This is a genomic window from Acetobacter oryzoeni (assembly GCF_004014775.2).
Lineage (GTDB): Bacteria > Pseudomonadota > Alphaproteobacteria > Acetobacterales > Acetobacteraceae > Acetobacter > Acetobacter oryzoeni.
In genome coordinates this window covers 639623-665250 of record NZ_CP042808.1, presented here as the reverse complement: position 1 = coordinate 665250, position 25628 = coordinate 639623, and the positions used below count along the sequence as shown (strand labels likewise).

The window sequence follows — 25628 nt, the reverse complement described above, 5'->3', positions numbered from 1 at the left end:
GGAACAAACTCAAGGGCTCGCCTGAACTGTTTTTTATGCGTAGCCCAATTAAGCGTTCAGAACGGCCCTGCCGGATTTATGCAGTAATTTGTTATTTGAAAGAGCAACACCCCCAGCCCACCACGCAACGATGCTTTGACGAACCCGCCCGCACAGGTTACGGCTGCTGGAACTGCCTTTTCACACTTCAGCAGGAACGGACAGTCCACACTCATGGACATGGTGCTTGATCTTGTGGCCCGCCTTGGCCGCGCTACACTCTCCCTTATTCGCGCGGCGGGGGCTTTGGCCCTGTTTGCGGCTTCTGGGCTTTCGCACATTGTGCGCCCTCCGTTTTATGGGCGCGTGTTTTTGTCCACCTTTTTAGAAACAGGCTTTTTCTCCTTGCCTGTGGTGGCGCTTACGGCGCTGTTTTCTGGCGGGGTTATTGCGCTGCAATCCTATACCGGGTTTGCGCAATACCATGCCCAAAGCGCCATTGCCGGTATTGTAGTGCTGGCCGTTACGCGTGAGCTGGGGCCGGTGCTGGCCGGGCTTATGGTGGCTGGCCGCGTGGGGGCTGCCATGGCCGCCCAAATTGGCACCATGCGCGTAACAGACCAGATAGATGCGCTCACCACCCTTTCCACCAACCCCATGAAGTATCTGGTGGCTCCGCGCCTGCTGGCCGGGCTGATTGCCCTGCCCCTGCTGGTGCTGGTGGCAGACATACTGGGTGTGGCAGGCGGCTTTACCGTAGCTGTGGTGAAGCTGGGCTTTTCTGCCCCCGCTTACATTACGGCCACGCTGAACTCCCTCAAGGCCATTGATGTAACCGTAGGGTTGGTAAAGGCTGCGCTGTTTGGGTTCCTTATTGCACTGATGGGCTGCTACTACGGCTATAACAGCAAGGGCGGGGCAGAAGGTGTGGGGTCTGCCACAACAGCCGCTGTAGTGGCCGCATCCATCATGCTGCTGGCCTTTGATTACCTGCTGACAGACCTGTTCTTTTCACAATGAGCCAGACCATGACAGGCACCACGCCTAAAATCCGTATTCGGGACCTGCACAAATCCTTCGGCGCCAAAAAGGTGCTGGATGGTGTTTCCATGGATGTTGCACAGGGCACATCCTTTGTTGTTATCGGCGGGTCTGGCTCGGGCAAATCCGTGCTGCTGCGCTGTATTCTGGGGCTGATTACGCCAGATTCCGGCATTATTGAAATTGATGGCGAAAACGTTCTGGAAGCCCCGGAAAAACGGCGTGAAAAACTGCGCAGTGAAATTGGCATGCTGTTCCAGAACGCCGCGCTGTTTGACAGTTTGACCGTATGGGAAAACGTCACCTTCGGGCTGCTGGCGCTGCATAAAATCACCCGCAAGAATGCCCGCAACCATGCAGGCACCATTCTGGCACAGGTGGGGCTTGATCCTTCTGTGGGGGATTTATACCCCTCCGAACTTTCTGGCGGCATGCAAAAGCGCGTGGGCTTGGCCCGCGCCATTGCCGCCCAGCCGGATATTCTGTTTTTTGATGAACCCACCACCGGGCTGGACCCTATTATGGGTGCGGTGATTGATGGGCTGATTGTAGATTGCGTGAAAAAGCTGGGCTCCACCGCCATTGCCATTACGCATGATATGGCATCTGCCCAACGCATTGGGGATGAAGCCGCCATGCTCTATAAAGGCAAGCTGATCTGGCAGGGGGCGGCATCTTCCCTCATGAACAGTGGCAACCCGTATGTAGATCAGTTCACCCACGGGCGGCGTGAAGGCCCCATTAGCATGGAATTACGGCGTTAATCACTCTTGGCTGCAATCTCCACTTGCCCGCGATGCCCTGCAATGAGATAGAAAAAGCAGACAAAACGGGTAAGGGATATTCGGTAAGATGAAACGCGCGGTTCTGCTGCTGGCCTGCACCTTGGGACTATCCGCCTGTGGCATGTTTAGCTCCAAAGAACCGAAGCATCTGACCACAGCCGCCCAGTGGGAAAAATATGGGTATCATGATCACCTCAAAACAGGTGATGACGACTAACCTCACCACGTTTCCCATACGTTAATTTTCACCCCTGCCACCGTTGATGGCAGGGCTTTTGCCTGTTTGAAAAGTGCACAGCATTGTGCGGCCTGCACTAAACAGAAACTTGCGTACATTCCCCCAACATCACCACGCCGCTTGCTTAATGGTGGCGCAACCCCCTCTTACGCCGCTACGTTACGGATATAGGGGTTATTTTTCCAGACACCTGAAACACAAGGTTTTCTGATGCGTTTGAAGCGGTTCTGTTCTCTTTTTCTAGCGTGTTTTGTGCTTACGCAGGGTGCCCTGCCTTTTGCCGCCAGTTCCCCCCTTTGGGCAGCAGATACAGACAATACCTCCGTTACGGCCCCTGCCCCAACAACCCTTATTACCAATACTTCCGATATTGTCAGTAACAGCACGCTGGAAAGTATTGGTTCAGAAATAAGTGCCATTTACCAAAGCAGCCAGCAGGAAAGAACCAACGGCCAAAGCACAACCGAGCTTGCTGCCCTGCTGCGCCGCGCCAATGCTGTGGCCACACAAACAGATACCCTGCAAGCCCGGCTAAAACCCTATCAGGGCGTTTATCAGAACTTTCTGGATATTCTGGGCAAGCCACCCGGTAAGGATGAGCCAGCAGAATCCGCCTCCATTACCGAACAGCGCACCCTTCTGCTTAAAAAACAGCAGGACATCAATTCCCGCATGACGCGGCTGAAGCTGTATCAGGTAGAAGCCCAGCAGCTTGTAAATGAACTGCGCCAGCATGGCACCGCCATACAGCAGGCTACCTTGTGGCAGCGTTTTCCCTCTCCTCTGGGGGTTAACTTCTGGTCTCAGTTTACCAGCAATTTCCATGCAGACACCACACGCCTTAGCGCTTTGGGGGGAGAAGCCCTTGGGGTGCTGGGGGTCGCTTTTTCTGGCAAGCGCATCTTTATTTCGTTGGGTGGCATCGCACTTTCTGCGTTGCTTTTGGTGGGGTGGTTTTTCTCACACGGTATTATTCGCCGTCTGGTGGCGCGTGTTTTACCTGCGGGACGTATCCGCCCCATTATTGCAACCCTTTTGTGTGGTGTGCTCAGCCTGCTGGCATGGGGTTTTGCCTTTCAGATTTTCTGGAGCGTTCTGGCCTTTGACAACTCTGCGCTGGATGAGGATTTAACCACCCTTGGCAGCATGATGGGCGCGCAGTTTCCGCTTTGCGGGCTTGTGATTGAGCTGGGGTTTTGCCTGCTTTCACGCCATCCAGAATGGCGCATCTTTCCGATGTCGGACACCATTGCGCGAAATTTGCGGCTGTTCCCGCTCTGGTTGGCCGCAGCACTTATTGTGCGTGGGTTCCTGCGTTATATTGATACGCAAAGCGGCATTTCCATGCTGTCTGTCCAGCTTATGGATGGGCTGTATGTGCTGGCCGTAAGCCCGCTGCTGTTTGCCATCCCGCGGGAGTTGCGTATTTCCGACCAAACAGACAATACCCCCAGCCAGCCCTCGCGCACGCAGTTTTTAATCAGTCTGGCTATGGGCATTTCCATTGTCTGCTGGCTGGCTGTTTTTTCAGGCTACATTCCGCTGGCTTACACCATCATCTCATGGCTGAGCATGATGGCCATTAGCATGACAGGCCTTTTGCTGCTTTCCCTTTTGGTAACGGTTACGGCCAACACGTTGTTTCCGGCCAGTGCGCCCTTGGGGCGGCATCTGGTTGAACTGGGCTTGCCCCCGCGGCTTGTAAACCAGATGTGCGTTGTGGTGCCCGGCATTGTAAATGTGCTGCTGCTGGCTGTGGCTTATGCCGTTGCCACCAGTGGCGGTGGGTTTGACCCGCAGCAGATCTGGCACCAGCTTTACTGGCTGTTTCATGGCCAGGCCAGCACCGATGGCTCCCATATCTCTCTGGATGCCATTTTGCTGTGTGCCGTATTGCCGGTGGCGGGGTATTACGCCATCAGCATTTTAAAATCATGGTTCCAGCAAAGGTTTTTCCCCACCACGCGGCTGGATATCGGGGCGCAGGCCTCTATCCTGAGCATTCTGAGCTATGCTGCATGGATTCTGGTTGGGCTAAGCATGCTGGCGGTGCTGGGTGTAACCGTTAAAAGCATGACATGGGTTGTTAGCGCGCTTTCTGTGGGCATTGGCTTTGGCCTGCAATCCATTGTGCAAAACTTTGTTTCCGGCATTATCCTTATGGCGGAACGCCCAGTTTCCATTGGGGATGTTGTCACCATTGCGGGTGTAACAGGCACGGTGGAACGCATTAGCGTGCGCTCTACCGATATCCGGCTGGATGACAAATCCACCATGATTGTCCCTAACTCGCAGTTCATTACCTCGGCTGTTAAAAACGCCACACGGGCGCAAAAGCCCGGTGTGTTCACCATAGAACTCAATCTGCCTTTTGCATCTGATCTGGATAAAGCCATGGATGTGATGGCCCGCACCCTTGCCACCTGTAAGGATGTAGATGAAAGCGTGCAGCCAACCGTCAGCATGTCTTCCGTATCTGATGGCTCTGCCTTGCTGATTGGATCAGCCAAGGCCATGTCTGGCACAGATATAAAGGTTGTGCGCAGCGCTGCACTTTTTGAAATCTGGAAGGCTTTTCAGGAAAACAAGATCCCGGTGACAGTGCGGCAAAACCTGATAACCGTTTAACCAGAACACCCTGTTCTGCGGGCTATCTGTATGGCCCGCAGGAATACAAACGCCCTTGGTTTTCAGGAAAAACGCTGGCGTAACTTATCTATATGCTCACGCCCTCGCCCCGTATTGGCAACAAAGGCCTGTTGCAGAACATACCATGCTCTTTCCAGTTCGCGCTCATCCACATAGGCAAAACCTTCTGGCCGTGTGCGTAAAACGCGCTCCAGATCTTTCAGGCGCACAACCTGATGATGCACAAATGGGCTGGTATAGGCCCGCCCGGCAAACACCACGAGAGACTGCACATTTTCCAGCCCGGTAAGGTATTTTACGGCACAGACATGCCGATAGTTCTGATGCACGGGGTCCATAAACAGCCGGTACCCTACACCGGTAGAGTTTGGAAAACTCTGTTTCCACACCCCCGGCGTAGAGGAGCCGGAAATAAAGCCATCGTAATTTTTGGTTTCAATAACCACAATGCCCCACGGGGCTTTTACAAGATGGTCTATTTCTGTCAGCCCTCTGTCATCTTCCAGCAAAACATTATGCAGGGCCGGCCAGCCCATGTGCTGGAGAATTGCGCTAACTTTTTCTTCCCCTTCCCGCCCTTTTTCATGGGCATCAAAATACGGTTTCTCAAAAACCGGTTCTGCCGGGGCTTCATCTTTAGTGGGTGGAGGAGGCGGCGGTAAATGCTTCTCTGGTTTTTCAATAAACCCAAAAACCAGAAACCCGGCCAGAGCAAGAAGCCCCACAACCAAAGCAATTTTTACAAGCAGGAACAAGAACGCAAAAACAGTTGAAATATTCAGCAGGACAAGAAGGCACACTGCCATTGCAATAATGGCACCAAGTTTATCCATTAAAAAATCTGCCCAATCTTATTTATTCTTTTGCCGCGCAGCTTACAGGCTGTTCTTGCACGTGCATGCAGTGGCACATACGTGCGCCATACAGCAAGCGGTATAATTTTTCAAATTTACGTGGATATCAGAAGGCTTTTACCAAAAAAGGCCCCAACATGTGGGGCCTTTTAACTGGTTTAGTGTTCCTGATGAATGGTATCCAAATCTGCAAAGCGTGTGTATTCGCCTTCGAAAAACAGATTGATAGTGCCCGTGGGGCCATGACGCTGCTTTTCCAGAATAAGCTCGGCCTTGTTATGCACCAGGCTCATCTTGCGCTGCCATTCATCCATTGCCACAGAGTATTTCTCCATGGATTCAAAAGCTGTTTCCTTGGGCATACGCTGTTGCAGGTAGTATTCATCACGGTACACAAACATCACCGCATCGGCGTCCTGCTCAATAGAGCCGGATTCACGCAAATCCGACAGCATGGGCCGCTTGTCTTCACGGCTTTCGACCTGACGGGAAAGCTGGGAAAGTGCAATAACCGGCACTTCCAGTTCCTTGGCAATGGCCTTGAGGCCCTGCGTGATCATGGAAATTTCCAACACGCGGCTTTCTGGGCGCGTGCCAACAGATGGCCGCATAAGCTGGAGGTAATCCACCACCACAAGGCACAGGCCCTGCGTACGCTTTAACCGGCGGCAGCGTGTGCGCATGGCGGAAAGAGAGATAGCTGGCGTATCATCAATCACCAATGGCAGGCGGGCCAGTTCGTGGCTGACACGCACAAAGCGGTCAAACTCCTTCTGCCCGATATCACCACGGCGGATGCGCTCACCCGAAACCTCGGCCTGTTCAGACAGAATACGAGTGGCCAACTGTTCTGCCGACATTTCGAGCGAGAAAATAGCCACTGCCCCTTTGGGCTTTTCTCCCGTTTCCTCAGCCTCATCCATAATGGCGCGGGCAGCGGAAAAGGCCATTTTGGTAGCCAGCGCCGTTTTACCCATGGCAGGGCGTCCCGCTAGAATCAGCAAGTCAGACGGGTGCAGCCCACCTGTTTTTTTATCCAGATCACGCAGGCCAGATGTCAGGCCCGTAACGTGCCCTTCGTTCTGAAAAGCTTGGGCTGCAACAGAAATAGCGCCGCTTAGCGCCTTGTTGAAGGAAACAAAATCCCCTTCATTGCCTTTTTCCGTGGCCAGTTTGAACAGGGCTTCTTCCCCCGCCTCAATCTGGTCCTGCCCGGAAAGACCAATGGTGGTGCCAAACGCGTTGTTCACCACGTTTTCACCAATATCAATCAGCTGGCGGCGGATCCACGCATCATGAATGGTGCGGCCGTAATCCCCGGCGTTGATAATCCCGACCATGGAGGACAGCAGCTTGGCCATATAGGCCATACCGCCAACGCTGGCCAAAATGCCGGAATGCTCCAGTTCGGCCCGCATGGTTACGGGGTCTGCCAGTTGCCCGTTTTCAATACGCCGGGCAATGGCATCATAAATCTGGCCATTCACGCGGTTGGCAAAATGCTCACCAGCCAGAAAGTCCGAAACACGGTCATAGGCGCGGTTGTTGGTCAGCAACGCGCCAAGCAGCGCCTGCTCGGCCTCCACATTGGCCGGGGGCTGCCGAAGGGTAAGGGCCAGAAGGCTTTCGTCCTTCTGGTTGGGGGTATCTGTTGTTGTCATGTTCACAACACCGCTTGTATCAGATTCGCGCTGCCACGTCCTGCTTACAGGCACATTTCCGCACAGCGTTTTTTATGCAGATGGCACGCAAGCCCGCGCAGCCTGATCCAGCGCATCATACGCCGTTACGATATGATAAAGCGAGCTAGTTGGTATTTGTGAAGCAGCAGGCGCGCCCTGTGCATCCAGTTGGTCCACCCATGTGCCGGTGGGGCAACCTGTAAAATACCGATCCAGCAGATTACTGGCCATACGCATGGCCCAACCGGCTTTATCCTGCGGATCATGGCACAATGCGCCACGCAAAGCCTCACCCTGCACCCATAGGCGGAATGTTGGCTTAAGTAATTGCCCATTCCGTGCAACGGCATCACGCACCAATGCGGTTTGGGCATCTACACCATACTCATGTGCAAAACGGTAAAGGCGCGCGGCTTGTGCTGTGGTATCCACCCCGCTTTGGCGCGCATAAGCCTGCAACAGCCACACCCATTCAAAATGATGCCCCGGCTCACACCACTGGCCTTCTGGCCCTGCGGCGGGTTGCCAGTCTGACCCAAAATATTCGCCCAGTGTGCCAGTACGTTCATCCATAAAGTGTTGGCTGAACAGCGCATATAATGCGTGAACCTGCGCCAGATCTGCGGCATCGCCCGTTGTTTCATGCAGGGCAAGCACAGCTTCCAGCAGGTGCATATGGGGGTTTTGCTGCCGCCACGCATTATTGGCGGGCCGCGTGTTCATAAAGCCGCCATTGGGCAGGGCCATTGCCTGCCCCAGCCACGCAAGCGTTTGCCGCGCCAGTTCTACCGCCTGGCCTGTGCTGTCCACACGGCCATACCATGCCAGAGCAAACAGCACGAAAGCGATATCGTACAAATCTGCACTGTCATCCAGCACAGCGCCATCACGCGCCAGCAGCTTAACCCATCCGCCATCTGGCCTATGGGCGTTGAGCAGAAACCTGAAAATACTTTCCGCCCGTTGCGTTGCGGGCTGCCAGCCTTTTAAGGCCGCCCATGAAAACACAAAAAGCTGCCGCGCCTGCACCCTTACGCGCTTGAACGGTGGCTGTGCTGGTGCGCCCTGTAGCGTCAGACACTCCTGCGCCCCCAAGGCCGCCGGGTTTGAGGCTGTGCCATCGCACCCTGTACTGGCCCAGAAAGGCAAGGCATCCTCAAACAGCCAACGCGCAAAGCGGTTGCGCACAGCCACAAGCGGCAGGTTTTCTGCGCCGGGCAGATCATGCCCCGTCATGTATTGCGAATCCGCCCGATTGTGGATGTGGTGGAATGCCCCTGCTGCAAATTGGCCAGCACCAGCCGGCCCCCTGCGGCCTGCACAATATCCGCCCCCACAACCTGTTCGGGCCGGTAATCTGCCCCTTTTACCAGCACATCTGGCATCAGGGCACGGATAAGCTCCAGCGGCGTATCTTCATCAAACGCCACCACAGCATCCACATAGCGGATGGCGGCCATAACGGCGGCGCGGGATTCCAGTGAGTTCACAGGCCGTGTGTCACCTTTCAGGCGGCGCACGCTGGCATCTGTGTTCAGCGCCACCACCAGCCTGTCACACGCGCTCCGGGCTTCTGCCAGCAAGCTGATATGGCCGGGGTGGATGATATCAAAGCACCCGTTGGTAAAGCCCACACGCAAGCCACGAGCCTGCCAGCGGGCCACCTGCGCACAAGCGGCCCCCAAAGGCAGCAAGTGCGGCACTTCATCCGGGCCAGATTGTTCTTCCAGCTCGTGCAGAACTTCCTGAATATCCGCCGTGGCCGTGCCCAGCTTGCCCACCACCACGCCTGCCGCCGCATTGGCCACACGCATGCCCTGTTCGAACGACATCCCCGCCCCAACAGCCAGCGCCATGGTGGCAATAACGGTATCTCCCGCGCCGGAAACATCAAACACTTCCCGCGCACGGGCAGGCACAGCCAGCACCTCGCCCCCACGCCGCACCAGCATCATGCCTTTTTCCGACCGGGTGGCCAGAATGGCCTGTGCATCGGCCTGAGCCATCACCTTGCTGGCGGCGGCTTCCACATGGGCTGCGGTATCCACCGGCATGCCGGAAGCGGCTGCCAGTTCCTTGGCGTTGGGGGTAATGCAGGTAGCCCCTTTGTAGCGCGCGTAATCGGTAGATTTGGGGTCTACAAAAACAGGCACGCCAGCTTGCCGCGCCACGCGGAACAAATGCGCCAGCACAGCCGGAGTGCACACGCCTTTACCGTAATCAGACACCACCACAGCCTGACAGGCCCCAATATGCGCATCAATCTGGCGGCACAGGGCTTCCTGCTCAGGCTCTGCAATAGGGGCGTGGCTTTCTTCATCCACCCGCACCACCTGCTGATGCGCGGCAATAAAGCGTGTTTTGCAAATTGTAGGCCGGGCAGCGCTCTGCACCGTAGCATCTACCAGCCGGTTTTTTTCTGCCAATGTGGTGCGCAGGCTGGCCCCGGCCTCATCCTGACCACTCAGCCCCACCAGAACGGCACGCCCCCCGAGCGAGATAACGTTGCTGGCCACATTACCGGCCCCTCCGGGCATTTCACGCCGGGAATCGAGCAACAACACAGGCACGGGTGCTTCAGGCGAGATGCGATCCATGCTGCCGTATAAAAACCGGTCCAGCATCACATCGCCCAGGCACAGCACGGTAATGGCAGAAAAATCCATGCCGTTCAGGCTCCAAAGCTGGCAACAAAATCCAACAGCCCCGTGCGCCGGCGGGTTTGCAGGCGTGCCGCCACCAGCACGGCGCGGGCTTCTGTAATGGCGCGGTCCAGATCCGTATTGATAATCACGTGGTCAAACTCCCGCCAATGCGAGATTTCATCCCGCGCGGCGGCCATGCGGCGGGCAATTTCATCGGGGTGGTCTGATGCACGGCCACGCAGGCGGCGTTCCAGTTCCTCTAATGATGGCGGCAGCACAAACAGGCTTACCACATCATCAGGCAATGCGCGGCGGATTTGCTGGTGGCCCTGCCAGTCTATGTCAAACACCATATCGTGCCCGGCAGCCAATGCGGCTTCCACCGGGGCGCGGGGCGTGCCGTACCCACGGCCAAACACGGTGGCCCACTCCAGCAACTCACCATTTGCGGCCATGCGCTCAAAATCTTCCATGGTGCGGAAGTGGTAATGCACGCCTTCCTTTTCCCCCGGCCTTGGCTGGCGGGTGGTCACGGAAACCGAGTGCTTGAGCGCTGGCTCGGAAGCACGCAGTGCATTGGCAATGGTGGACTTACCCGCCCCGGATGGCGCAGAAATAACCAGGCACACACCGCGCCGCCGTTCTGCTCCGTTATGCTTACCCTGTGCGTTGTGCGCCATGCTGCCTTCCCTGCGTGTTCTATCTATCCGTCTTGCGCCTTCATGCCAGAAGCCGCCATGCTATGCCATAACCACCATAAGCAAAGGCCGATCTGTAATATGAAGCATGATACCGTTCTGATTACTGGCGCATCCTCCGGCCTTGGGCAAACATTGGCCCAGACGCTGGCCCGGCCTGGGCGCACCCTGTATTTGGGCGGGCGCAACGTACAACGGCTGGAAGAAACGGCCAAAGCCTGCATTAGCCGGGGTGCGGCGGTGCATTTGCACCTTGGTGATGTGGCAGACCGTACCGCAATGGAGGCCTGGATACGCAGCACAAACGGGCTGGATCTGGTTTTGGCCTGTGCAGGCATAACGGGCGGCACCCGCAAGCCGCAAACGCCCGATGGCGCACCGTATGAACCTGCGGCACAGATTTATCGTATTTTTGAAACAGACATGATGGGCGTGCTCAACACCGTGCTGCCTGCGCTGGATGTTATGCAACATCAACCCCGTGGGACAGATGGCATGCGTGGGCGTATTTGCGCCATTTCTTCCGTTGCGGGCGTGGTGTCTTACCCCGGCACACCCTCTTATTCCGCGGCCAAGGCGGCGGTGGACAGATTTATAGTGGCCACCGGGGGAGATGCCAAAAAGGCTGGTATTTTATTAAGCTCCGTTGTGTGTGGGTTTTTGGATACCCCTATGGTGGCCAAAAACGCCTTCCCCATGCCGGGACTCACAGATGTTAACAGCGCCTGCCGCCGCATTTTGCGTGGGCTAAGCCGGAACGAGCGGCGCATTACCTTTCCGCTATGGTTAGTAGCGGGCTCCCGCTTTATGGACCTGCTGCCCATCCGGCTGGCAGAGTTCTATTACAACAATCAGCCCTCTGGGGCTGCTGGGTCCATGCCCGAACCTGATCTTTCATGATACTGTAGCGCCAGCCTCACCACCCCCGCCCCCACGCCGCAGGAACACGCCATCCATGATACAATCACCCCCTTCAGCCCCCCAGACCGGTGGCCTGATGGAGGATCTTTCCGCCGCATCTGTAAGAGAGCCCGTTCCGGCAGCGCTTAAAACCATGCCAACAGACCGGGTGTTCTGGAGCCATTTTTCCCCCAACCTTGGCCCCGGCGGTTGGGTAACAGGCGCATTGCTTACGGGCATGGGGCTGGATTTTCGCACAGGGGTGGCCGCCATTATTATTGGCAACATTATAGGCGCGCTGCCCGTAGCCCTTGCTGCCGCCATTGGCCCCAAAACCGGGCTGACACAAATGGAGGCCTCTCGCCGCGCATTGGGGCAAAAAGGCCTGCGCCCTCCGGCGTTTCTCAACTGGATTTATTGTGTGGGGTGGGATGCCGTAAATAACGTGCCCGCCGCCACGGCCCTTATAGCGCTGCTGCTTTTGGCCGGGCTTTCCATGCCCTTCTGGCTGGCTTTGGGCATACTGGCCAGTATTCAGATGGTGGCCTCCATTTATGGGCACCATGTGGTGCAGGCCTTGCAGAAATATCTGGGCACCGTACTGCTGGTGGTGTTCACGCTTATTGGCATTGTGTTTGCGCTAAAAGGGCAGGCCCCGCTGGCCGCGCATCATGCTGTCAGCTTTTCCACCTTTTTGCTGGCAACGGGTGTGCTGGTCAGCTTCAATCTGTCCTGGGCCTCGTATTCCTCAGATTACACGCGGTATCTGCCTGCCAATACCAGCCCCAAAAAGGTGGTGTTGCTGGCTTTGGCCGGGCTTTTGGGTTCGGCCATTCCATTCCAGATTCTGGGGCTTATTTCTGCCGGGTCTGTGGCAGAGGCCTCACCCACGGCGGTTATTGCCTCGCTCCAGCAGGCTATGGGCCCGCTTGGTGCCGTAGCCCTTGGGGCCATTGCGCTTTCATCCATTACCGGCAATTCGTTTAACGATAACACCGCCAGTTACAGCCTTATTTCTGCCGGGCTGCATGTACCCCGCATTGCGGCGGCCATTCTTACAGCCAGCCTTGGCTATGTGCTGGCTGTGGCCGGTGCGGGCCGCTACACTACGCTTTATACAGACTACCTGCTGGTAACCATGTACTGGATTGCCCCGTGGATCGGCATTGTGCTGGCAGACTGGTATTTTGGAGACCGCACAGTGCACCCCATTCCACCGGGCTGGACACGCGGCGCCACTATTTTTGCCGTAACATCCGTGCTGACCATTGCGCTGTTTTCAACCAGCAGCCTGTATACCGGCCCCGTAGCCCGTTGGCTGGGCGGGGCCGATATTGGGTATTACGTGGGCTTTTTTGCTGCGGCTTTCTGGTATGCGCTGGGCATGCCCCGGCGCACCAGTTCGTAAAGCCCCACAGCGGCGGCTACGGATACGTTCAGGCTTTCCATTTCTCCGGGCATATAAAGCCCGGCAATTTCATCACAGCTTTCACGCGTTAAGCGGCGCAGGCCCTTGCCTTCTGCCCCCAGCACAAGGGCTACGCGGCGGCCATCAAAACTGGCGCCATCCAGCGTGGTGCCGCCTGCATCCAGCCCCACTGTCCAGCACCCGCTTTTCTGCAACTGCTCAATAGCGCGGGAGAGGTTGACCTCACGCACCATCGGCACGGTTTCCAGCGCGCCAGATGCCGCCTTGGCCAGTACGGCTGTTTCTTCTGGCGCGTTGCGGTCCTGCACCACAAGGCAGGCTGCACCAAACGCCGCGGCTGAACGCAGAATAGCCCCAATGTTCCGTGGGTCTGTCACCTGATCCAGCACCAGCACCGGGCCGGGACGTTCCAGCGCTTCATCCAGCGGCATAGGGGGTAGAACACGCGCCAGAAGGGCTACACCTTGATGCACCGCATCCGGCCCCAGCAAATCATCCAGCCGCTGGCGTTGCACCAGTTCCGGCGCCACGCGCACACCCCGGCCTGAGCGTGAGGCCTCTTCCAGCGCGGGATGATTTTCTTCGGTTACCAGCAGGCGTTCATACACACGGCGCGGATTGTTAAGTGCTGCCGCCACTGCATGTGTGCCAAACAGCCAGCATGTGCCCGCCGGAGCCGAAGGCGCGCCTTCCCGCCCACCAGCAGAAGAAACACGAGGGCGCCGCGCAGGACGGCCATGACGAGGTTGACGCATAAACACACAGTTCCGGGTTATTAAGGGTGTAACAGATGAGGCCCTTCTAGCGCATTCCGCCTACCTGCGCCTATCCCGCATATAAATGTGCGCCGCCGCCATAACAGCGCCATACACAACGCGCAGGAATGGACATTCCATCACGCCGGCTGTATCGGTCTGGAACACAACAGCATACAGCAACAGAACACGCAGGAGCGGGTTATGACCTCTGCCCCATCCGAAGGTGCCATTACACTGCACCGGAACGATCTTCCAGACAACGTGACCTTTAGTGGGTCCGTGGCCGTGGATACGGAAACAATGGGCCTGAACCCGCACCGGGACAGACTATGCCTTGTGCAGCTTTCTGCCGGTGATGGCACGGCACATCTGGTGCAGATCATCCCCACCTCCCTTGGTGGCAAAGGGTATGATTGCCCCAACCTCAAGCGTGTTCTGGCCGATCCTTCCATTACCAAGATCATGCATTTTGCACGGTTTGACGTGGCCATTCTGCAGCACGCGCTGGGCATTACCGTAAGCCCGGTGGTGTGCACCAAAATTGCCGCCCGCCTTGTGCGCACCTTTACAGACCGCCACGGCCTTGCCGCCCTGTGCCGCGACATGCTGGGTGTGGAACTGAGCAAACAGCAGCAGACATCAGACTGGGGTGCGCTGGAACTCAAGCCCGAACAGTTGGCTTATGCGGCATCTGATGTGCTGTATCTGCACGCATTGTGGGATAAAATGTCCACCCTGCTGGAGCGTGAAGGCCGGCGTGAACTGGCACAGGCATGCTATGACTTCCTGCCCGCCCGCGCCCGGCTTGATCTGCTTGGGTATGAAGACCCGGATATTTTCTCTCACCGCGCGTAAGCGCGCGCCTTCGCATTACCTTTTTCTGATCAACCGGATCGGCTCGGCATGAACATGTCCACCCATATCAGCTCGCAGGCTTCCTCTTTCCCCGGCGTAGAGGCGGCTGACGTTGTGCGCACAGAACGTGCAGGGCTGGATGCGCTGGCAGAGGCGCTGGAAAACCCCGTAGGGTTGGGCGGTTCCTTTGCCGAGGCGGTAGAAATTATTCTGGCGCTGCCGGGCCGTGTGGTTGTAACCGGCATTGGCAAATCCGGCCATATTGCCCGCAAGGTGCAGGCCACACTGGCCAGCACCGGCACGCCCGCCGTATTTGTGCACCCGGCAGAAGCATCCCATGGTGATCTGGGGATGGTGCAGAAAGGTGATGCCGTTCTGGCTTTCTCCAATTCCGGGGAAACCACGGAACTGGGAGACATTGCCGCCCATGCCCGCCGCACGGGCCTGCCGCTTTTAGCTGTAACAAGCCGTGCCCATTCCACCTTGGCTTCTGCGGCCACGGTGGCGCTTACGCTGCCATCTTTGCCGGAATCCTGCCCCATGGGGCTGGCCCCCACCACCAGCACCCTCACCCAGCTTGCGTTTGGTGATGCCTTGGCCGTGGCCCTGCTGCGCCAGCGCGGTTTTACCGCCACAGATTTTGGCACCTACCACCCCGGCGGTCGCCTTGGCGCCCGCCTGCGCACCGTGCGGGAACTGATGCGCACAGATAACGCCATGCCACTGGCCACCCCCAACACCCCCATGCGGGACGTTATTGTGGAAATGACGCACAAGGCGCTAGGATGCGTGGCCATTCTGGGCGAGAATGGTACCTTGGCGGGGCTGATCACGGATGGTGACCTGCGCCGCGCGCTTGATCACGACCTGACGACCACGCTGGCGAAAGATGTCATGAACGATTCACCGCTCACCATAGGGCCGGGTATTTTTGCTTCTGAAGCCCTGCGGCTGATGAACGAGCGCAAAAGGCCCATTACATCCCTGTTTGTGTTGGATGATGAGCGCAAACCCTTAGGCGTTGTGCATGTGCATGACCTGATCCGAGCCGGGGTTGGATGACCAGCCCGGAAGACAAACGCCCGCAACGGGCCGATTTTGCCCGCTCGGAAGAAACCATCCGCCGCCAGCGTGAACGGCTTGCGCCCTCCGCCCAGTTGCGCAAACTGCCGGATGCCGCCAAGCTGGCACGCCGCCGCACCATGCTGCGCTGGGCCAAATGGGTGCTGCCCGCCACGGCCCTGCTGCTGCTGGCCACCATTGCCGTATGGCCAGAAGTAGACCGGCTGCTAAGCGCCAACCAGACCACCATTAAGGAACTGGCCAAGGTTAAGATTGAAAGCGGCAACCTGATAGGCGCCACGTATCGCGGGGTGGATGAACACAACCGCCCGTTCATGATTACGGCAGACAGTGCGCATCAGGTAAACGACAACCGGATGGATCTGATACACCCCAAGGCCGATTTGCTGACACAGGGCGGAAGCTGGCTTTTGGTTGAATCGGAAAAAGGCGTTTACATGCAGCACGCACAGATTCTCGACCTGACCGGAGAAGTCACCCTGTACCGCGATGATGGCCTGATGATGCACAGCCCCGTAGCCGATATTGATGTTAAACGCGGCATTATTGCCTCCGATTCATGGGTGCGGGCAGAAGGGCCTTTTGGCTCGCTTGATGCCAAGGGCTATCTGCTGGCCCAGCATGAGGGCATTGCCCAGTTCCGCGGCCCCGGCCAGTTGATTCTGAATGATGATCACCACAGTGATTCAGCCCCCAAAGGCAAGGCTTCCTGATATGCGCCGCCTTTTTTCCCGCTCCCGCCCTGCTTTGCGTGTTGTCTCTGCCGTTATGGCAGCGCTGCCATGTGCCATGCTGGCCCTTTCTGGCACAGCGCTGGCGCAGGCCATTGATATGTCCCACGGGGGGCAGATTACCGTTACCGCCGCCGGTGGGTTTGACTGGGACCAGAACCAGAAAAAAGTTACCGCCTACGATCAGGCAAAGGCCATCCGTGGGGATGTTACGGTTACGGCAGATAAGCTGATTGCCTATTACCGCAAAAAAGCCCCCGCACCCGGCGCGCCAGATGGTGCAAAACCGGCAAGCGTGCAGGCCCCGGCCGCCAACGGCACCACACCGGCCACACCTCCGGCCAGCACGGATCAGCCACCACCAGCCCCCGCCCCCAATGGCAGCGCAGATGCAGGCGGCCAGAGGGCCGCCGGAGGGGATGATCAGGATTCCGGCGCCAACGAAATCTTCCGGCTTGAAGCCATAGGCCACGTGCATATCTTCACCCAGACCGATCAGGCATGGGGTGATAAAGCGGTGTACGACATGGATCAGGCCGTGCTTGTCATGACCGGCAAGGCCATGAAGCTGACCACCCCGCAAGATGTGCTGACAGCGCGGGATTCGATGGAATATTACTCGCAGCAGCGTATTTCCATCGGGCGTGGCAACGCCACCGTCACCACCAATGATCAGCGCCAGATCCGGGCAGATGTGCTGGTGGGCTACAGCGCCCCGCCGGATCAGAACGCCCAGCCACAACAGCAGGCCAATAATAACAGCAGCAGTTCAGACCCGCTCAGCAGCGGTTCGGGCAAGCTGGAAAAGGTAAATGCCTTTGGCCATGTGTGGGTGCACACGCAAACAGAAATCGTCACGGGGGAACGCGGGGTGTACGTGCCTGATACCGGCATTGCCCGCATTGTTGGCAATGTCCATATCACCCGTGGGCCAAACCAGATTCAGGGCGCTGCCGCCATTATTAACATGCACACAGGCATAGCCACCATGACAGAACGCCCCGGCAGCCGGGTAAGCGGGTTGGTTGTGCCCAATAACGGCGATACGTCGGACAGGAAATAAGCATGAATCAGGAAGTCACCTGGACGTCGGAAGAAACGGTTCGTGAAGAAGTGGTGGGCCTAGGCCCGGAACCGACTGATATTCATGCCCCGCATCGCCCCGGCCACGGCCTGTACGCACGCGGCATTGGCAAAAGCTATAAAAAGCGCGAGGTGGTGAAAAACGTTTCCATCGAGGTGCATCGGGGGGAAGCCGTTGGCCTGCTGGGGCCAAACGGTGCGGGTAAAACCACCAGCTTTTATATGATTGTGGGCCTTGTGCAGCCCGATACCGGCTCCATTACGCTGGATGGTGCGGATATTACGCAGTTGCCCATGTATAGGCGCGCACGACTTGGCATTGGTTACCTGCCGCAGGAAGCCAGCATTTTCCGTGGCCTGAATGTAGAGCAGAACATTCTGGCCGCTTTGGAAGTGGTGGAACCAGACCCCGACCAACGGCAGGTGATGCTGGATGGGTTGCTGAGCGAGTTTGGCATCAGCCATTTGCGCCGCTCCCCCTCTCTTGCCCTTTCAGGGGGTGAACGCCGCCGTCTGGAAATTGCCCGCGCACTGGCCAGCCAGCCCCATTATATTCTGCTGGATGAACCTCTGGCCGGGATTGACCCCATTGCCGTGGGGGAAATTCGTGATCTGGTGTCTCACCTTAAAGATCGCGGCATCGGCGTGCTGATTACCGACCATAACGTGCGAGAAACGCTGGAAGTGATTGACCGCGCCTATATCATGCACAGCGGTCAGGTGCTGATGCAGGGCGTGCCAGAAGAAATTGTGGCCCATGAAGATGTGCGCCGCGTGTATCTGGGTGAAAGCTTCTCGCTCTAGGCTTCTGCCTGCAGGTTGGATGGCCCGCAGTCCAATACGGTTACTGGTGCGCCTACCTCTATTGTGCCGGGCTGCTCCACTCTAGCGTTTTGCGCAAACATCACCCCTTTGGGCGTGCGGTGGAAGGCTGCCAACGTGGCCAGAGGCTCCTTGGGGTTGGGTATTTCTGCTGTGGTCTGGTCAATGGTTGTCACCACACAGCGCGAACACGGGGCCAGAATACGCAAAATAGCCGCGCCAACACGTATGCGCAGCCAGCTATCCTCGGCCCACGGTGTAGCGCCCTGCACCACAATATTGGGCCGAAACCGCGCCATAGGCACAGCCTGCCCCACTGGCAAACGCGCGTTCAAATCCGCCAAAGATGCCGTAGTGGCCACCAGCAGCGGGTATCCATCTGCAAAGGAAACTGGAACATCTGCCTGATCCAAATGGCGCAGGCGCGCGTGCTGGGGCGTATCCATCCACACCAACCTGCATGGCTGTGCCAAGACCTCGGTTAACCAATTAGCCGCATCTTCTCCCGCATCCCGCGCCTGCACTGTGTCTTTCCATACAGTCACAGAACGTACGGGCGCGTTGGTATCAGGAAACCGCACGGAACACGGGGGCATATTGGCCTTGCCCAGTTCCAGCCCTTCCTGCGTGGGCACAGCATTTATCAGCGCCATATCCCGGCAGGTTCTTTGGGTTATAAATCGGCCCTGTGGGTCTGTAATCATCCACCGCCGGTCTGCTTCCAGCCCCCACGGCCATAATCTGGCTTGAGCGGGAGAAAGCCCTCGCAACCCCTTAACGGGGTAAACATGCACGCTGGCAACGCTTAGGCCTGTCATGCGGCATACTCCCGACAGATGAAGACTAATTTCTAACGGCGATGCCCCGCATGGCGCAGCACCAGTTTTGGTGGCGGGAACGAAACTGGCGCAGGCTGCACAAGCACAGGCTCAACAGGTGGCGGCGCAGGCGGAAGCACCATGGGCACCTTGATAAACCGAATAGCAACACGTGCTGCCGGGTTAGGCCGTGGGGCTATTTTTTCATGCGCCAGATGCCAGACAAATGCGCCATACAGCAGGCCAAGCCCAGCCATACAACCCAGCTTAACACGCACCATCTGCCCACGTGGCATTTTAGGCATTTCAACCGGCGGAGCAGAGCGCAGCAGCATGGAAAATATACTCTCCTGTCAGAAAAAACATCGTTTCGGCAGACAGGCTGCCCCGTACCATTCTGGCTTTAATGTTTATTGTTAGGCACGCCTGTTTGCCCACTGCAAGCCTGCTGAGCGCTTTTTACACAGCCATGCAACCGGGAGGCCCAGCCCTGCATTATATTTGAAACAAAGGCATGGACACCAACCGCCACCCATGCCCAAATATGAAGGAAGCGTTACAGACACTTCGCGTAACGTAACAAGGCTAGCCAGTTGAACCTGAAAAACCCGGTTCTGGTATGGCACCGGTGTTTATTCAGATCTGGAGATTCTGCCACTTAGCAGCAAGGAACGACGTTCTATGCATATTCAGGTTTCAGGTAAACAAATTGATCTGTCCGATGCTCTCAAGCACCGGGTCAATTCCCACCTTGGCAACCTAGCGGAACGATATTTTGACAAAGCCCTGCAAGCACAGGTGACATTTAGCAAGGCGCGTTCGTTCTTTACCTGCGATATCAATGTGCGCACAGGCAGCGGCCTTGTGTTGCGCGGTGAAGGCGAAGCCGCAGATGCCAATGGCGCATTTGATGATGCCGCCGAACATATTGCCAAACGCCTGCGCCGGTATAACCGCCGCGTTACATCCCATGCGCGTGGTGCGCAGCGGCAGACAGCCGCCCAAAGTGGGCGCACCTATGTGCTGCAACCGCTTAATGAAGACCCGCTACCATCTGAAAACAGTGCGGAAAAACCCGTGCTGGCCACCCAGCCAGAAGGCACGGATACAGAAACCTTTGCCGCCATTATTGCCGAACAGCCCACGGATATTCCCGTACTCAGCGTGGGTGAGGCCGTGATGCGGCTTGATCTGGCAGGCATTTCCTTCCTGCTGTTCCGCAACGCAGCCAATGAGCAGGTCAGCCTGGTTTACCGGCGCAATGATGGCAATATCGGGTGGATTGATACCAACCCACGCTAAGCCAATAGCGTGATACGCATAAAAAAAGGATCGGCTCTGGCCGATCCTTTTTTTCTGTCTGGCAAAGCTGAATGGCCCTTGCGCCGCTGCTGTTACTGCAAGCTGGCGGGGATCATATCATTCTGCACAATAGCGCCCCATGCGGTTTCAAGATCTTCCACTACCGCCAGCAAAGACCCGTCAGCCGCGTAAATGGCGCAACCAATTTCATCATCTTCCATCAGCGCCGGGCGCGTATAGGCAACCTCCCGCAGCCCAAGGGAGCGGAACTGGCTTTCTGAAAGCTGGCGAACATTTGCTGGGCGTTCAGCCGCATGCGGCATAACGGGGGCGCTACCGTTGTAGATGGAACTTTTCATGGCGTCCTCCTTATTGGGTCAGCTTTCATCCACGTCCATCACTGGGCGCAGCATGCGCGATGAGCGGGCTTTCAGCACGCTGCCATTACCGGCAGCAGGCGCGCGGCCATTTTTTTGCCCACCCTGCACAATTTCAATGCGTTTGACACGCACCTCCGGCTGGGGGCGGAACAGGTCTATATGCAACAGACCGTTATCCAGCCACGCCCCGCCAATTTCTATCCCTTCCGCCAGCACAAAGGCTTTCTGAAACTGGCGGGAGGCAATGCCCCGGTGCAGAAAAACGCGTTCTTCTCCGTCTTCCATCTGCCGGCCACGAATAACAAGCTGATTATCTTCCTGCGTAATCTGCAAGTCATCCATTTTAAAGCCTGCTACGGCCAAAGTGATCCGCAGGCCGTTGGGGGCAATTTGCTCAATGTTATAGGGCGGATATCCATCGCCCGATCCCTTGCTGGCGCGTTCGAGCATCTGCTCAAGATGATCAAACCCTAAAAACATGGGTGAGCCAAACAGTCTTCCAGACATCCAAGCCTCCTCCTTCCTTGAGCGAGACAGAAAAATCAGACCCGTTACGGCATCTGATCTTATCACGATATGGGATAGGCCCGCTGACACGCAACCCCGCCCCCATGCCTGTATTCGGCCATATGGGGGTATTGGACAACACACTGTGGCGCACAGGCAACAGGTTTTAAGGCCAGAGGCAGATTTTCCCTGTGTTTTTCTCTGGCATCAGGCGCGGCGGAACGCTACATCCCGCAGTATGACACACGCAGCCAATACAGACATCTCTTTTTCTGCTGCATCGGATGGCGCAGCACCCCTTCAGATCCTTACGCCGCCGCACCCCGTGCTGCGCCAGAAGGCGCGGCTGGTGAAGCCGGAGGACGTGGCAGACATTCGCAAGATTCTGCCCAACATGTTCTCGGCCATGTATCAGGCCCCCGGCATTGGGCTTGCGGCGCCGCAGGTGGGCCTGAGCCAGCGCTTTATTCTGGTTGATCTGGGAGAAAAAGACGCGCGGGACCCGATTGTCATGATCAACCCCGAAGTGATTGCCGAAACCGAAGACATGGCCGTGCGGGAAGAAGGCTGCCTCTCCCTGCCCAACCAGTATGCGGAAGTGGTGCGCCCGGAAAAGATTCGCGTGCGCTGGAACAACGTGAATGGTGATGTGGTGGAGCGCGAAGCCGAAGGCCTGCTGGCCACCTGCATCCAGCATGAAATAGACCATCTGGAAGGCGTGCTGTTTGTAGATCACCTTTCCGCCCTGCGCCGCAACATGATCCTGCGCCGGCTGGCCAAGGAACTGAAGCGTAAATAAGCCTGAGAGGCCGCCAACCATGCGTCTTGTCTTTATGGGCACGCCGGACTTTTCCGTTCCGGCGCTGCGTGCGCTCCATGCTGCGGGGCACGAAATTGTGGCTGTGTACTGTCAGCCCCCGCGCCCCGCAGGACGCGGCAAAAAGCTTCAGGCTTCCCCCGTGCAACAGGCGGCGGAAGAACTGGGGCTGCTGGTGCGCCACCCGCTCTCGCTCCGTAAAAATGAGCCCGAATGGGCAGATTTTGCAGCACTACAGGCAGATGCCGCCATTGTAGCCGCCTATGGGCTTATTCTGCCCCAACCCATGCTGGATGCCCCACGCCTTGGCTGCCTGAACATTCATGCCAGCCTGCTGCCACGCTGGCGCGGCGCCTCCCCCATCCAGAGCGCCATTCTGGCCGGAGATACGCAAAGCGGCGTGACCATCATGCAGATGGAAGCCGGGCTGGATACAGGCCCCATGCTGCTGCGTGAAGCCGTGCCCATTACCGCCAGCACAACGGCCACCAGCCTGCATGATGCCCTTAGCGCATTGGGGGCAGATATGGCGTTGCGTGTGCTGGCCGATATGCCAACTCCCACTCCGCAGCCAGAAGAAGGCGTTACCTACGCCCCGCGTCTCACGCGTGAAGATGGGCGCATAGACTGGGCCAAAACCGCCACGGAAATAGACCGCCAGATTCGCGCGCTCACCCCGTGGCCCGGCACCTTTACCACCCTGCCCGATGGCACAGTGCTGAAAATTGGCGCAGCCACCCCGCTGCCCGATACCCAACACACCGCCCAACCCGGCACAGTGCTGGATGATGCCCTCACCATTGCCTGTGGCAGCGGTGCTGTGCGGCTCAGCCGCCTGCAAAAGCCGGGCCGCGGCATGATGGATGCCGATGCCTTTTTGCGTGGCCAGCCATTGGCCGCTGGCACGCTTTTAGGGGCCAAGCAGCAAAACCCCGCATGATAGAAGAAGAACTCGCCCCCGTTCAGCGTTGGGCCGTGAAACTGGAATACGATGGCACCGGCCTTGTGGGCTGGCAGCGCCAGAAATCTGGCGTTTCCGTTCAGTCTTTGCTGGAAGAAGCTGCTGCACGGCTAGCCAACAACCGCCCCGTAAGCAGCATTACCGCCGGGCGCACGGATTCCGGCGTGCATGCGCTGGCACAGGTGGCGCATCTGGATTTTCCTGCTGATGTGCGTTTCTCCCGCCATTCTGTGCGGGAGGGACTGAGCTATCACCTCAAACCCCACAACGTGGTAGTGCTGGATGCCGCGCAGGTTGATACAGACTGGAGCGCACGTTTTTCTGCCATATGGCGCTCATACCAGTATCGTATTCTCAACCGTCGCTCACGCCCCACCTTGCTGGCTGGGCAAGTGTGGCACGTTAAAAGCACGCTGGATGTGGAAAAAATGCAGGAAGCGGCCAATATTCTGGTGGGCTCGCATGATTTCACATCTTTCCGCGCCGTGGCCTGCCAGGCCCACAGCCCTCTGCGCACGCTGGATCAGCTGGAAGTTTCCCGCCACGGGGATGAGGTGATTGTTTTTGCCAAGGCCCGTTCCTTTTTGCACCATCAGGTGCGGAACATGGTGGGCACACTTAAACTTGTGGGAATTGGGGCGTGGCTGCCAGAACGCGTTGCAGATGCGCTGGAAGCCCGCAACCGCTGCGCCGCAGGCCCTACCGCCCCGCCAGAGGGGCTTTACCTAAACGGCGTGGGGTATGATCCAGACCCGTTTGACTAAACGGGTCTGGCACAAAACTTTCTTCAGGAATTATTCATCACAATCATGGGCTGAAGCAGATCAGTCAGCACCTTGTAATGGGGCGGCAGCAGTGCAGCCAAACCATACAGCGCCAGCGTGGCCAGCAGCACAGAGGCATACAGCACAAAGGCACGCCCACCGCTAATGTTTAAGCCCACACGGGCCACAAACCATTGCAGCCAGAGTTCATATACGGCAGCCGTCATCACCAACGCGGCCATAAAGCCCGGCTGTTGTGCAATGGCGGGAAACAGCAGAGCTGCCATAAGCGTGGCCGCCAGAGAAATCAGCACCACCACCCAGTTGCACCATGTGGCGGCCGTAATATAGCGCAGCCACAGCACGCCACGCCCCCATCGCTGGGCGTAAAAATGAGAGACAACGGCAGGCAGCAAGGTGACACACAAGGAAAGCAGAACCTTGATAAGCGCCATGATCTTGTCGGTCTGGAGGAAGACCTGCATCAGCCCGACCACCAAAAACGCCAACTGCGGCGCAAGTGCTGCGCCAAAGGCATCCAGCGTGCTATCAAAACACGCCATACCATCTCGGCGCCCACTGGCCAGCAGCAACATGCCCTGCAATGTACGCCGGATTACACCGGGCTTGCTGGTATCGGGAATCATGCCTGCGCTCCTTCCAGAAAAGTCTGATAGATCCGTGTCAGCATTTCCAGATCCGCAACATCCGTGTGTTCATCAACTTTATGAATACTCGCGCCCACCAGCCCGAATTCAGAAACCGCACAATACCGGCTGATAAAGCGCGCATCCGATGTGCCGCCCCCGGTATCCAGCTTGGGCGTGCGGCCCGTAACCTGCTTGATAGCCTCTACAAGGGCCGTGGTTTCCTGCGTGGGGGACGTAAGGAAAGATTCGCCACTTATCTTGATTTCCACGCGTGAACGCGGGGCATGCTGGTGGCAAATAGTTTCTACCCATCCCTTTAGCGCGGCCCCTGTGTGCAGATCATTAAACCGAATGTTCAGCCGTGCTTCGGCCCGTGCGGGAATGACGTTTGTAGCCCCATTGCCCACATCCACACTGGTAATCTGAAGGCTGGAGGGTTCAAAATACTCGGTGCCGTTATCCAGCGGTGTGGCGCGCAAAGCCTCCAGCACCGCCAGCAGGCGATGCACCGGGTTATCTGCCCGGTGGGGATAGGCCACATGGCCCTGCGTACCTTCCACCACAATATGCGCGTTTAAGCTGCCACGGCGGCCAACCTTCACCATCTCGCCCAACACCTTGGGGTTGGTGGGTTCACCTACCAGACAGTAATCCGGGATCTGATTGTGCTGCGCCATCCATTCCAGCACCTTTACCGTGCCGTAGGTGGCGGGGCCTTCTTCATCCCCGGTGATCAGAAAACTGATGGAGCCTTTGCCCGGCCCGGCCGCCACATGCCGCGCTACGGCAGACACAAAAGCCGCAATGCCGCCCTTCATGTCACACGCGCCACGGCCATACAGCACGCCATCTACAATATCCGCCGCATATGGGGGGTGAGACCAATCGGCCTCGTTCCCCGGCGGCACCACATCGGTATGGCCCGCGTAGCAGATATGGGGCCTGCCCGTGCCCAGGCGGGCAAAGAAATTGGGCGTACGCTCCGCACCTTCACCAAAGGGAAGATGCGTCACCTCAAACCCCAAGCGCTCCAGCATGGCTGCAAGCAGATGCTGTGATGCGCCGGGATCTGGCGAGACAGAAGGCAGACGGATAAGCGCCTGCGCCACTCCAACCGGATCTGTCAGTGCCAGATTGGCCGGAATATTCACCTGCGCTGCGTCCGCCATGCTTTTCTGCCTCTTTTTTTCGCTTTTA

27 protein-coding genes are annotated in these 25628 nt (G+C 57.5%); 15 read left to right on the top strand and 12 right to left on the bottom strand.

Annotated elements, in window-relative coordinates; genetic code table 11:
• Positions 1-213 precede the first annotated feature (213 nt).
• The 4 genes from EOV40_RS03250 to EOV40_RS03240 all read left to right on the top strand — a co-directional run bounded on the left by EOV40_RS03250 (position 214) and on the right by EOV40_RS03240 (position 4671).
• Positions 214-999, top strand: coding sequence for an MlaE family ABC transporter permease (locus tag EOV40_RS03250; protein ID WP_003629138.1), 786 nt, complete (start codon positions 214-216; stop codon positions 997-999).
• On the top strand, positions 996-1784 hold the full coding sequence (locus EOV40_RS03245; RefSeq protein WP_080986758.1) for an ABC transporter ATP-binding protein: 789 nt from the start codon (positions 996-998) through the stop codon (positions 1782-1784). The genes EOV40_RS03250 and EOV40_RS03245 overlap by 4 nt, the downstream gene beginning before the upstream one ends.
• An 88-nt stretch (positions 1785-1872) precedes the next feature.
• The gene (locus EOV40_RS14955; protein ID WP_167506844.1) at positions 1873-2022 is read left to right on the top strand and encodes a hypothetical protein; all 150 of its coding nucleotides are present in this window, start codon (positions 1873-1875) and stop codon (positions 2020-2022) included.
• Between the two features lie 231 nt (positions 2023-2253).
• Positions 2254-4671, top strand: coding sequence for a mechanosensitive ion channel domain-containing protein (locus EOV40_RS03240; RefSeq protein WP_128105032.1), 2418 nt, complete (start codon positions 2254-2256; stop codon positions 4669-4671).
• Between the two features lie 62 nt (positions 4672-4733).
• On the opposite strand, the gene EOV40_RS03235 is transcribed toward EOV40_RS03240, so the two are convergent.
• From EOV40_RS03235 to gmk, 5 genes are all read right to left on the bottom strand, one after another.
• Positions 4734-5525, bottom strand: a complete 792-nt coding sequence (locus EOV40_RS03235; RefSeq protein WP_128105031.1) for a nuclease-related domain-containing protein — start codon at positions 5523-5525, stop codon at positions 4734-4736.
• A gap of 179 nt (positions 5526-5704) precedes the next feature.
• The gene (locus EOV40_RS03230; RefSeq protein WP_128105030.1) at positions 5705-7207 is read right to left on the bottom strand and encodes a replicative DNA helicase; all 1503 of its coding nucleotides are present in this window, start codon (positions 7205-7207) and stop codon (positions 5705-5707) included.
• A 72-nt stretch (positions 7208-7279) separates the two neighbouring features.
• Positions 7280-8464 carry an AGE family epimerase/isomerase gene (locus EOV40_RS03225; RefSeq protein ID WP_128105029.1) on the bottom strand — a complete coding sequence of 395 codons (1185 nt, stop codon included), beginning with the start codon at positions 8462-8464 and terminating at the stop codon, positions 7280-7282.
• Positions 8461-9894 carry a bifunctional D-glycero-beta-D-manno-heptose-7-phosphate kinase/D-glycero-beta-D-manno-heptose 1-phosphate adenylyltransferase HldE gene (gene hldE / locus EOV40_RS03220; RefSeq protein WP_128105028.1) on the bottom strand — a complete coding sequence of 478 codons (1434 nt, stop codon included), beginning with the start codon at positions 9892-9894 and terminating at the stop codon, positions 8461-8463. The genes EOV40_RS03225 and hldE overlap by 4 nt, the downstream gene beginning before the upstream one ends.
• A 5-nt stretch (positions 9895-9899) precedes the next feature.
• Positions 9900-10553: a guanylate kinase gene (gene gmk, locus EOV40_RS03215; RefSeq protein ID WP_050819413.1), complete on the bottom strand. Its 654-nt coding sequence runs from the start codon at positions 10551-10553 to the stop codon at positions 9900-9902.
• A 99-nt stretch (positions 10554-10652) separates the two neighbouring features.
• Between gmk and EOV40_RS03210 the strand changes: the two genes are divergently transcribed.
• A complete protein-coding gene (locus tag EOV40_RS03210; RefSeq protein WP_167506843.1) occupies positions 10653-11471 on the top strand; it encodes an SDR family NAD(P)-dependent oxidoreductase in 819 nt (272 codons plus the stop codon).
• Between the two features lie 55 nt (positions 11472-11526).
• Entirely contained in the window at positions 11527-12879 is a 1353-nt protein-coding gene (locus EOV40_RS03205) for a purine-cytosine permease family protein (RefSeq protein WP_128105026.1), read from the top strand.
• Here EOV40_RS03205 and rlmB read toward each other — a convergent pair.
• Positions 12813-13655, bottom strand: coding sequence for a 23S rRNA (guanosine(2251)-2'-O)-methyltransferase RlmB (rlmB, locus tag EOV40_RS03200; protein ID WP_128105025.1), 843 nt, complete (start codon positions 13653-13655; stop codon positions 12813-12815). The two genes, EOV40_RS03205 and rlmB, sit on opposite strands and share 67 nt — an antisense overlap.
• Positions 13656-13859: 204 nt before the next feature.
• On the opposite strand from rlmB, the gene EOV40_RS03195 reads away from it, so the two are divergent.
• Genes EOV40_RS03195 through lptB form a run of 5 tightly spaced genes read left to right on the top strand, consistent with a single transcriptional unit; the run spans position 13860 to position 18214 of the window.
• On the top strand, positions 13860-14513 hold the full coding sequence (locus EOV40_RS03195; RefSeq protein ID WP_128105024.1) for a ribonuclease D: 654 nt from the start codon (positions 13860-13862) through the stop codon (positions 14511-14513).
• A 48-nt stretch (positions 14514-14561) separates the two neighbouring features.
• The gene (locus EOV40_RS03190) at positions 14562-15575 is read left to right on the top strand and encodes a KpsF/GutQ family sugar-phosphate isomerase (RefSeq protein WP_128105023.1); all 1014 of its coding nucleotides are present in this window, start codon (positions 14562-14564) and stop codon (positions 15573-15575) included.
• Positions 15572-16309, top strand: coding sequence for an LPS export ABC transporter periplasmic protein LptC (gene lptC, locus EOV40_RS03185; RefSeq protein WP_128105022.1), 738 nt, complete (start codon positions 15572-15574; stop codon positions 16307-16309). The genes EOV40_RS03190 and lptC overlap by 4 nt, the downstream gene beginning before the upstream one ends.
• A 1-nt stretch (position 16310) precedes the next feature.
• Positions 16311-17390 (top strand): LptA/OstA family protein, encoded by a 1080-nt coding sequence (locus tag EOV40_RS03180; RefSeq protein WP_128105021.1) that lies wholly within the window; start codon positions 16311-16313, stop codon positions 17388-17390.
• Between the two features lie 2 nt (positions 17391-17392).
• The gene (lptB, locus tag EOV40_RS03175; protein ID WP_128105020.1) at positions 17393-18214 is read left to right on the top strand and encodes an LPS export ABC transporter ATP-binding protein; all 822 of its coding nucleotides are present in this window, start codon (positions 17393-17395) and stop codon (positions 18212-18214) included.
• On the opposite strand, the gene EOV40_RS03170 is transcribed toward lptB, so the two are convergent.
• Both EOV40_RS03170 and EOV40_RS03165 read right to left on the bottom strand, forming a co-directional pair.
• Positions 18211-19050, bottom strand: a complete 840-nt coding sequence (locus tag EOV40_RS03170; protein ID WP_128105019.1) for an MOSC domain-containing protein — start codon at positions 19048-19050, stop codon at positions 18211-18213. The two genes, lptB and EOV40_RS03170, sit on opposite strands and share 4 nt — an antisense overlap.
• A 32-nt stretch (positions 19051-19082) precedes the next feature.
• Positions 19083-19385 (bottom strand): hypothetical protein, encoded by a 303-nt coding sequence (locus EOV40_RS03165; protein ID WP_050819407.1) that lies wholly within the window; start codon positions 19383-19385, stop codon positions 19083-19085.
• Positions 19386-19731: 346 nt separating this feature from the next.
• Here EOV40_RS03165 and hpf point away from each other — a divergent pair, with 346 nt between their 5' ends.
• A complete protein-coding gene (gene hpf / locus EOV40_RS03160; RefSeq protein ID WP_128105018.1) occupies positions 19732-20352 on the top strand; it encodes a ribosome hibernation-promoting factor, HPF/YfiA family in 621 nt (206 codons plus the stop codon).
• Positions 20353-20444: 92 nt separating this feature from the next.
• Here the strand turns inward: hpf and EOV40_RS03155 are convergent, their stop codons facing one another.
• Together EOV40_RS03155 and EOV40_RS03150 are read right to left on the bottom strand one after the other, a co-directional pair.
• Complete coding sequence (locus EOV40_RS03155; RefSeq protein WP_003622604.1) at positions 20445-20711, bottom strand: hypothetical protein; 267 nt, start codon at positions 20709-20711, stop codon at positions 20445-20447.
• Between the two features lie 18 nt (positions 20712-20729).
• Positions 20730-21239 (bottom strand): Hsp20 family protein, encoded by a 510-nt coding sequence (locus tag EOV40_RS03150; RefSeq protein ID WP_035362006.1) that lies wholly within the window; start codon positions 21237-21239, stop codon positions 20730-20732.
• 238 nt (positions 21240-21477) lie between these two features.
• Between EOV40_RS03150 and def the strand changes: the two genes are divergently transcribed.
• Genes def through truA form a run of 3 tightly spaced genes read left to right on the top strand, consistent with a single transcriptional unit; the run spans position 21478 to position 23781 of the window.
• A complete protein-coding gene (def, locus tag EOV40_RS03140) occupies positions 21478-22038 on the top strand; it encodes a peptide deformylase (protein WP_042788625.1) in 561 nt (186 codons plus the stop codon).
• A gap of 19 nt (positions 22039-22057) precedes the next feature.
• Entirely contained in the window at positions 22058-22996 is a 939-nt protein-coding gene (fmt, locus tag EOV40_RS03135) for a methionyl-tRNA formyltransferase (RefSeq protein WP_128105017.1), read from the top strand.
• A complete protein-coding gene (truA, locus tag EOV40_RS03130) occupies positions 22993-23781 on the top strand; it encodes a tRNA pseudouridine(38-40) synthase TruA (RefSeq protein ID WP_128105016.1) in 789 nt (262 codons plus the stop codon). The genes fmt and truA overlap by 4 nt, the downstream gene beginning before the upstream one ends.
• A gap of 23 nt (positions 23782-23804) precedes the next feature.
• Here the strand turns inward: truA and EOV40_RS03125 are convergent, their stop codons facing one another.
• Both EOV40_RS03125 and dapE read right to left on the bottom strand, forming a co-directional pair.
• Positions 23805-24428: a hypothetical protein gene (locus tag EOV40_RS03125; protein ID WP_128105015.1), complete on the bottom strand. Its 624-nt coding sequence runs from the start codon at positions 24426-24428 to the stop codon at positions 23805-23807.
• Positions 24425-25600, bottom strand: a complete 1176-nt coding sequence (gene dapE / locus EOV40_RS03120; protein ID WP_128105014.1) for a succinyl-diaminopimelate desuccinylase — start codon at positions 25598-25600, stop codon at positions 24425-24427. The genes EOV40_RS03125 and dapE overlap by 4 nt, the downstream gene beginning before the upstream one ends.
• Between the last annotated feature and the right edge of the window lie 28 nt (positions 25601-25628).

Bases quoted from the DNA above. Each gene is read 5' to 3' on its own strand.
- EOV40_RS03235 (WP_128105031.1), bottom strand. From the start codon at position 5,525: ATGGATAAACTTGGTGCCATTATTGCAATGGCAGTGTGCCTTCTTGTC.
- lptB (WP_128105020.1), top strand. From the start codon at position 17,393: ATGAATCAGGAAGTCACCTGGACGTCGGAAGAAACGGTTCGTGAAGAA.
- EOV40_RS03230 (WP_128105030.1), bottom strand. From the start codon at position 7,207: ATGACAACAACAGATACCCCCAACCAGAAGGACGAAAGCCTTCTGGCC.
- EOV40_RS03170 (WP_128105019.1), bottom strand. From the start codon at position 19,050: ATGACAGGCCTAAGCGTTGCCAGCGTGCATGTTTACCCCGTTAAGGGG.
- EOV40_RS03225 (WP_128105029.1), bottom strand. From the start codon at position 8,464: ATGACGGGGCATGATCTGCCCGGCGCAGAAAACCTGCCGCTTGTGGCT.
- EOV40_RS03240 (WP_128105032.1), top strand. From the start codon at position 2,254: ATGCGTTTGAAGCGGTTCTGTTCTCTTTTTCTAGCGTGTTTTGTGCTT.
- EOV40_RS03250 (WP_003629138.1), top strand. From the start codon at position 214: ATGGACATGGTGCTTGATCTTGTGGCCCGCCTTGGCCGCGCTACACTC.
- EOV40_RS14955 (WP_167506844.1), top strand. From the start codon at position 1,873: ATGAAACGCGCGGTTCTGCTGCTGGCCTGCACCTTGGGACTATCCGCC.
- EOV40_RS03125 (WP_128105015.1), bottom strand. From the start codon at position 24,428: ATGATTCCCGATACCAGCAAGCCCGGTGTAATCCGGCGTACATTGCAG.
- rlmB (WP_128105025.1), bottom strand. From the start codon at position 13,655: ATGCGTCAACCTCGTCATGGCCGTCCTGCGCGGCGCCCTCGTGTTTCT.
- EOV40_RS03195 (WP_128105024.1), top strand. From the start codon at position 13,860: ATGACCTCTGCCCCATCCGAAGGTGCCATTACACTGCACCGGAACGAT.
- EOV40_RS03155 (WP_003622604.1), bottom strand. From the start codon at position 20,711: ATGAAAAGTTCCATCTACAACGGTAGCGCCCCCGTTATGCCGCATGCG.
- EOV40_RS03165 (WP_050819407.1), bottom strand. From the start codon at position 19,385: ATGCTGCTGCGCTCTGCTCCGCCGGTTGAAATGCCTAAAATGCCACGT.
- EOV40_RS03190 (WP_128105023.1), top strand. From the start codon at position 14,562: ATGAACATGTCCACCCATATCAGCTCGCAGGCTTCCTCTTTCCCCGGC.
- EOV40_RS03210 (WP_167506843.1), top strand. From the start codon at position 10,653: ATGAAGCATGATACCGTTCTGATTACTGGCGCATCCTCCGGCCTTGGG.
- gmk (WP_050819413.1), bottom strand. From the start codon at position 10,553: ATGGCGCACAACGCACAGGGTAAGCATAACGGAGCAGAACGGCGGCGC.
- EOV40_RS03205 (WP_128105026.1), top strand. From the start codon at position 11,527: ATGATACAATCACCCCCTTCAGCCCCCCAGACCGGTGGCCTGATGGAG.
- lptC (WP_128105022.1), top strand. From the start codon at position 15,572: ATGACCAGCCCGGAAGACAAACGCCCGCAACGGGCCGATTTTGCCCGC.
- fmt (WP_128105017.1), top strand. From the start codon at position 22,058: ATGCGTCTTGTCTTTATGGGCACGCCGGACTTTTCCGTTCCGGCGCTG.
- truA (WP_128105016.1), top strand. From the start codon at position 22,993: ATGATAGAAGAAGAACTCGCCCCCGTTCAGCGTTGGGCCGTGAAACTG.
- dapE (WP_128105014.1), bottom strand. From the start codon at position 25,600: ATGGCGGACGCAGCGCAGGTGAATATTCCGGCCAATCTGGCACTGACA.
- EOV40_RS03245 (WP_080986758.1), top strand. From the start codon at position 996: ATGAGCCAGACCATGACAGGCACCACGCCTAAAATCCGTATTCGGGAC.
- EOV40_RS03180 (WP_128105021.1), top strand. From the start codon at position 16,311: ATGCGCCGCCTTTTTTCCCGCTCCCGCCCTGCTTTGCGTGTTGTCTCT.
- def (WP_042788625.1), top strand. From the start codon at position 21,478: ATGACACACGCAGCCAATACAGACATCTCTTTTTCTGCTGCATCGGAT.
- EOV40_RS03150 (WP_035362006.1), bottom strand. From the start codon at position 21,239: ATGTCTGGAAGACTGTTTGGCTCACCCATGTTTTTAGGGTTTGATCAT.
- hldE (WP_128105028.1), bottom strand. From the start codon at position 9,894: ATGGATTTTTCTGCCATTACCGTGCTGTGCCTGGGCGATGTGATGCTG.
- hpf (WP_128105018.1), top strand. From the start codon at position 19,732: ATGCATATTCAGGTTTCAGGTAAACAAATTGATCTGTCCGATGCTCTC.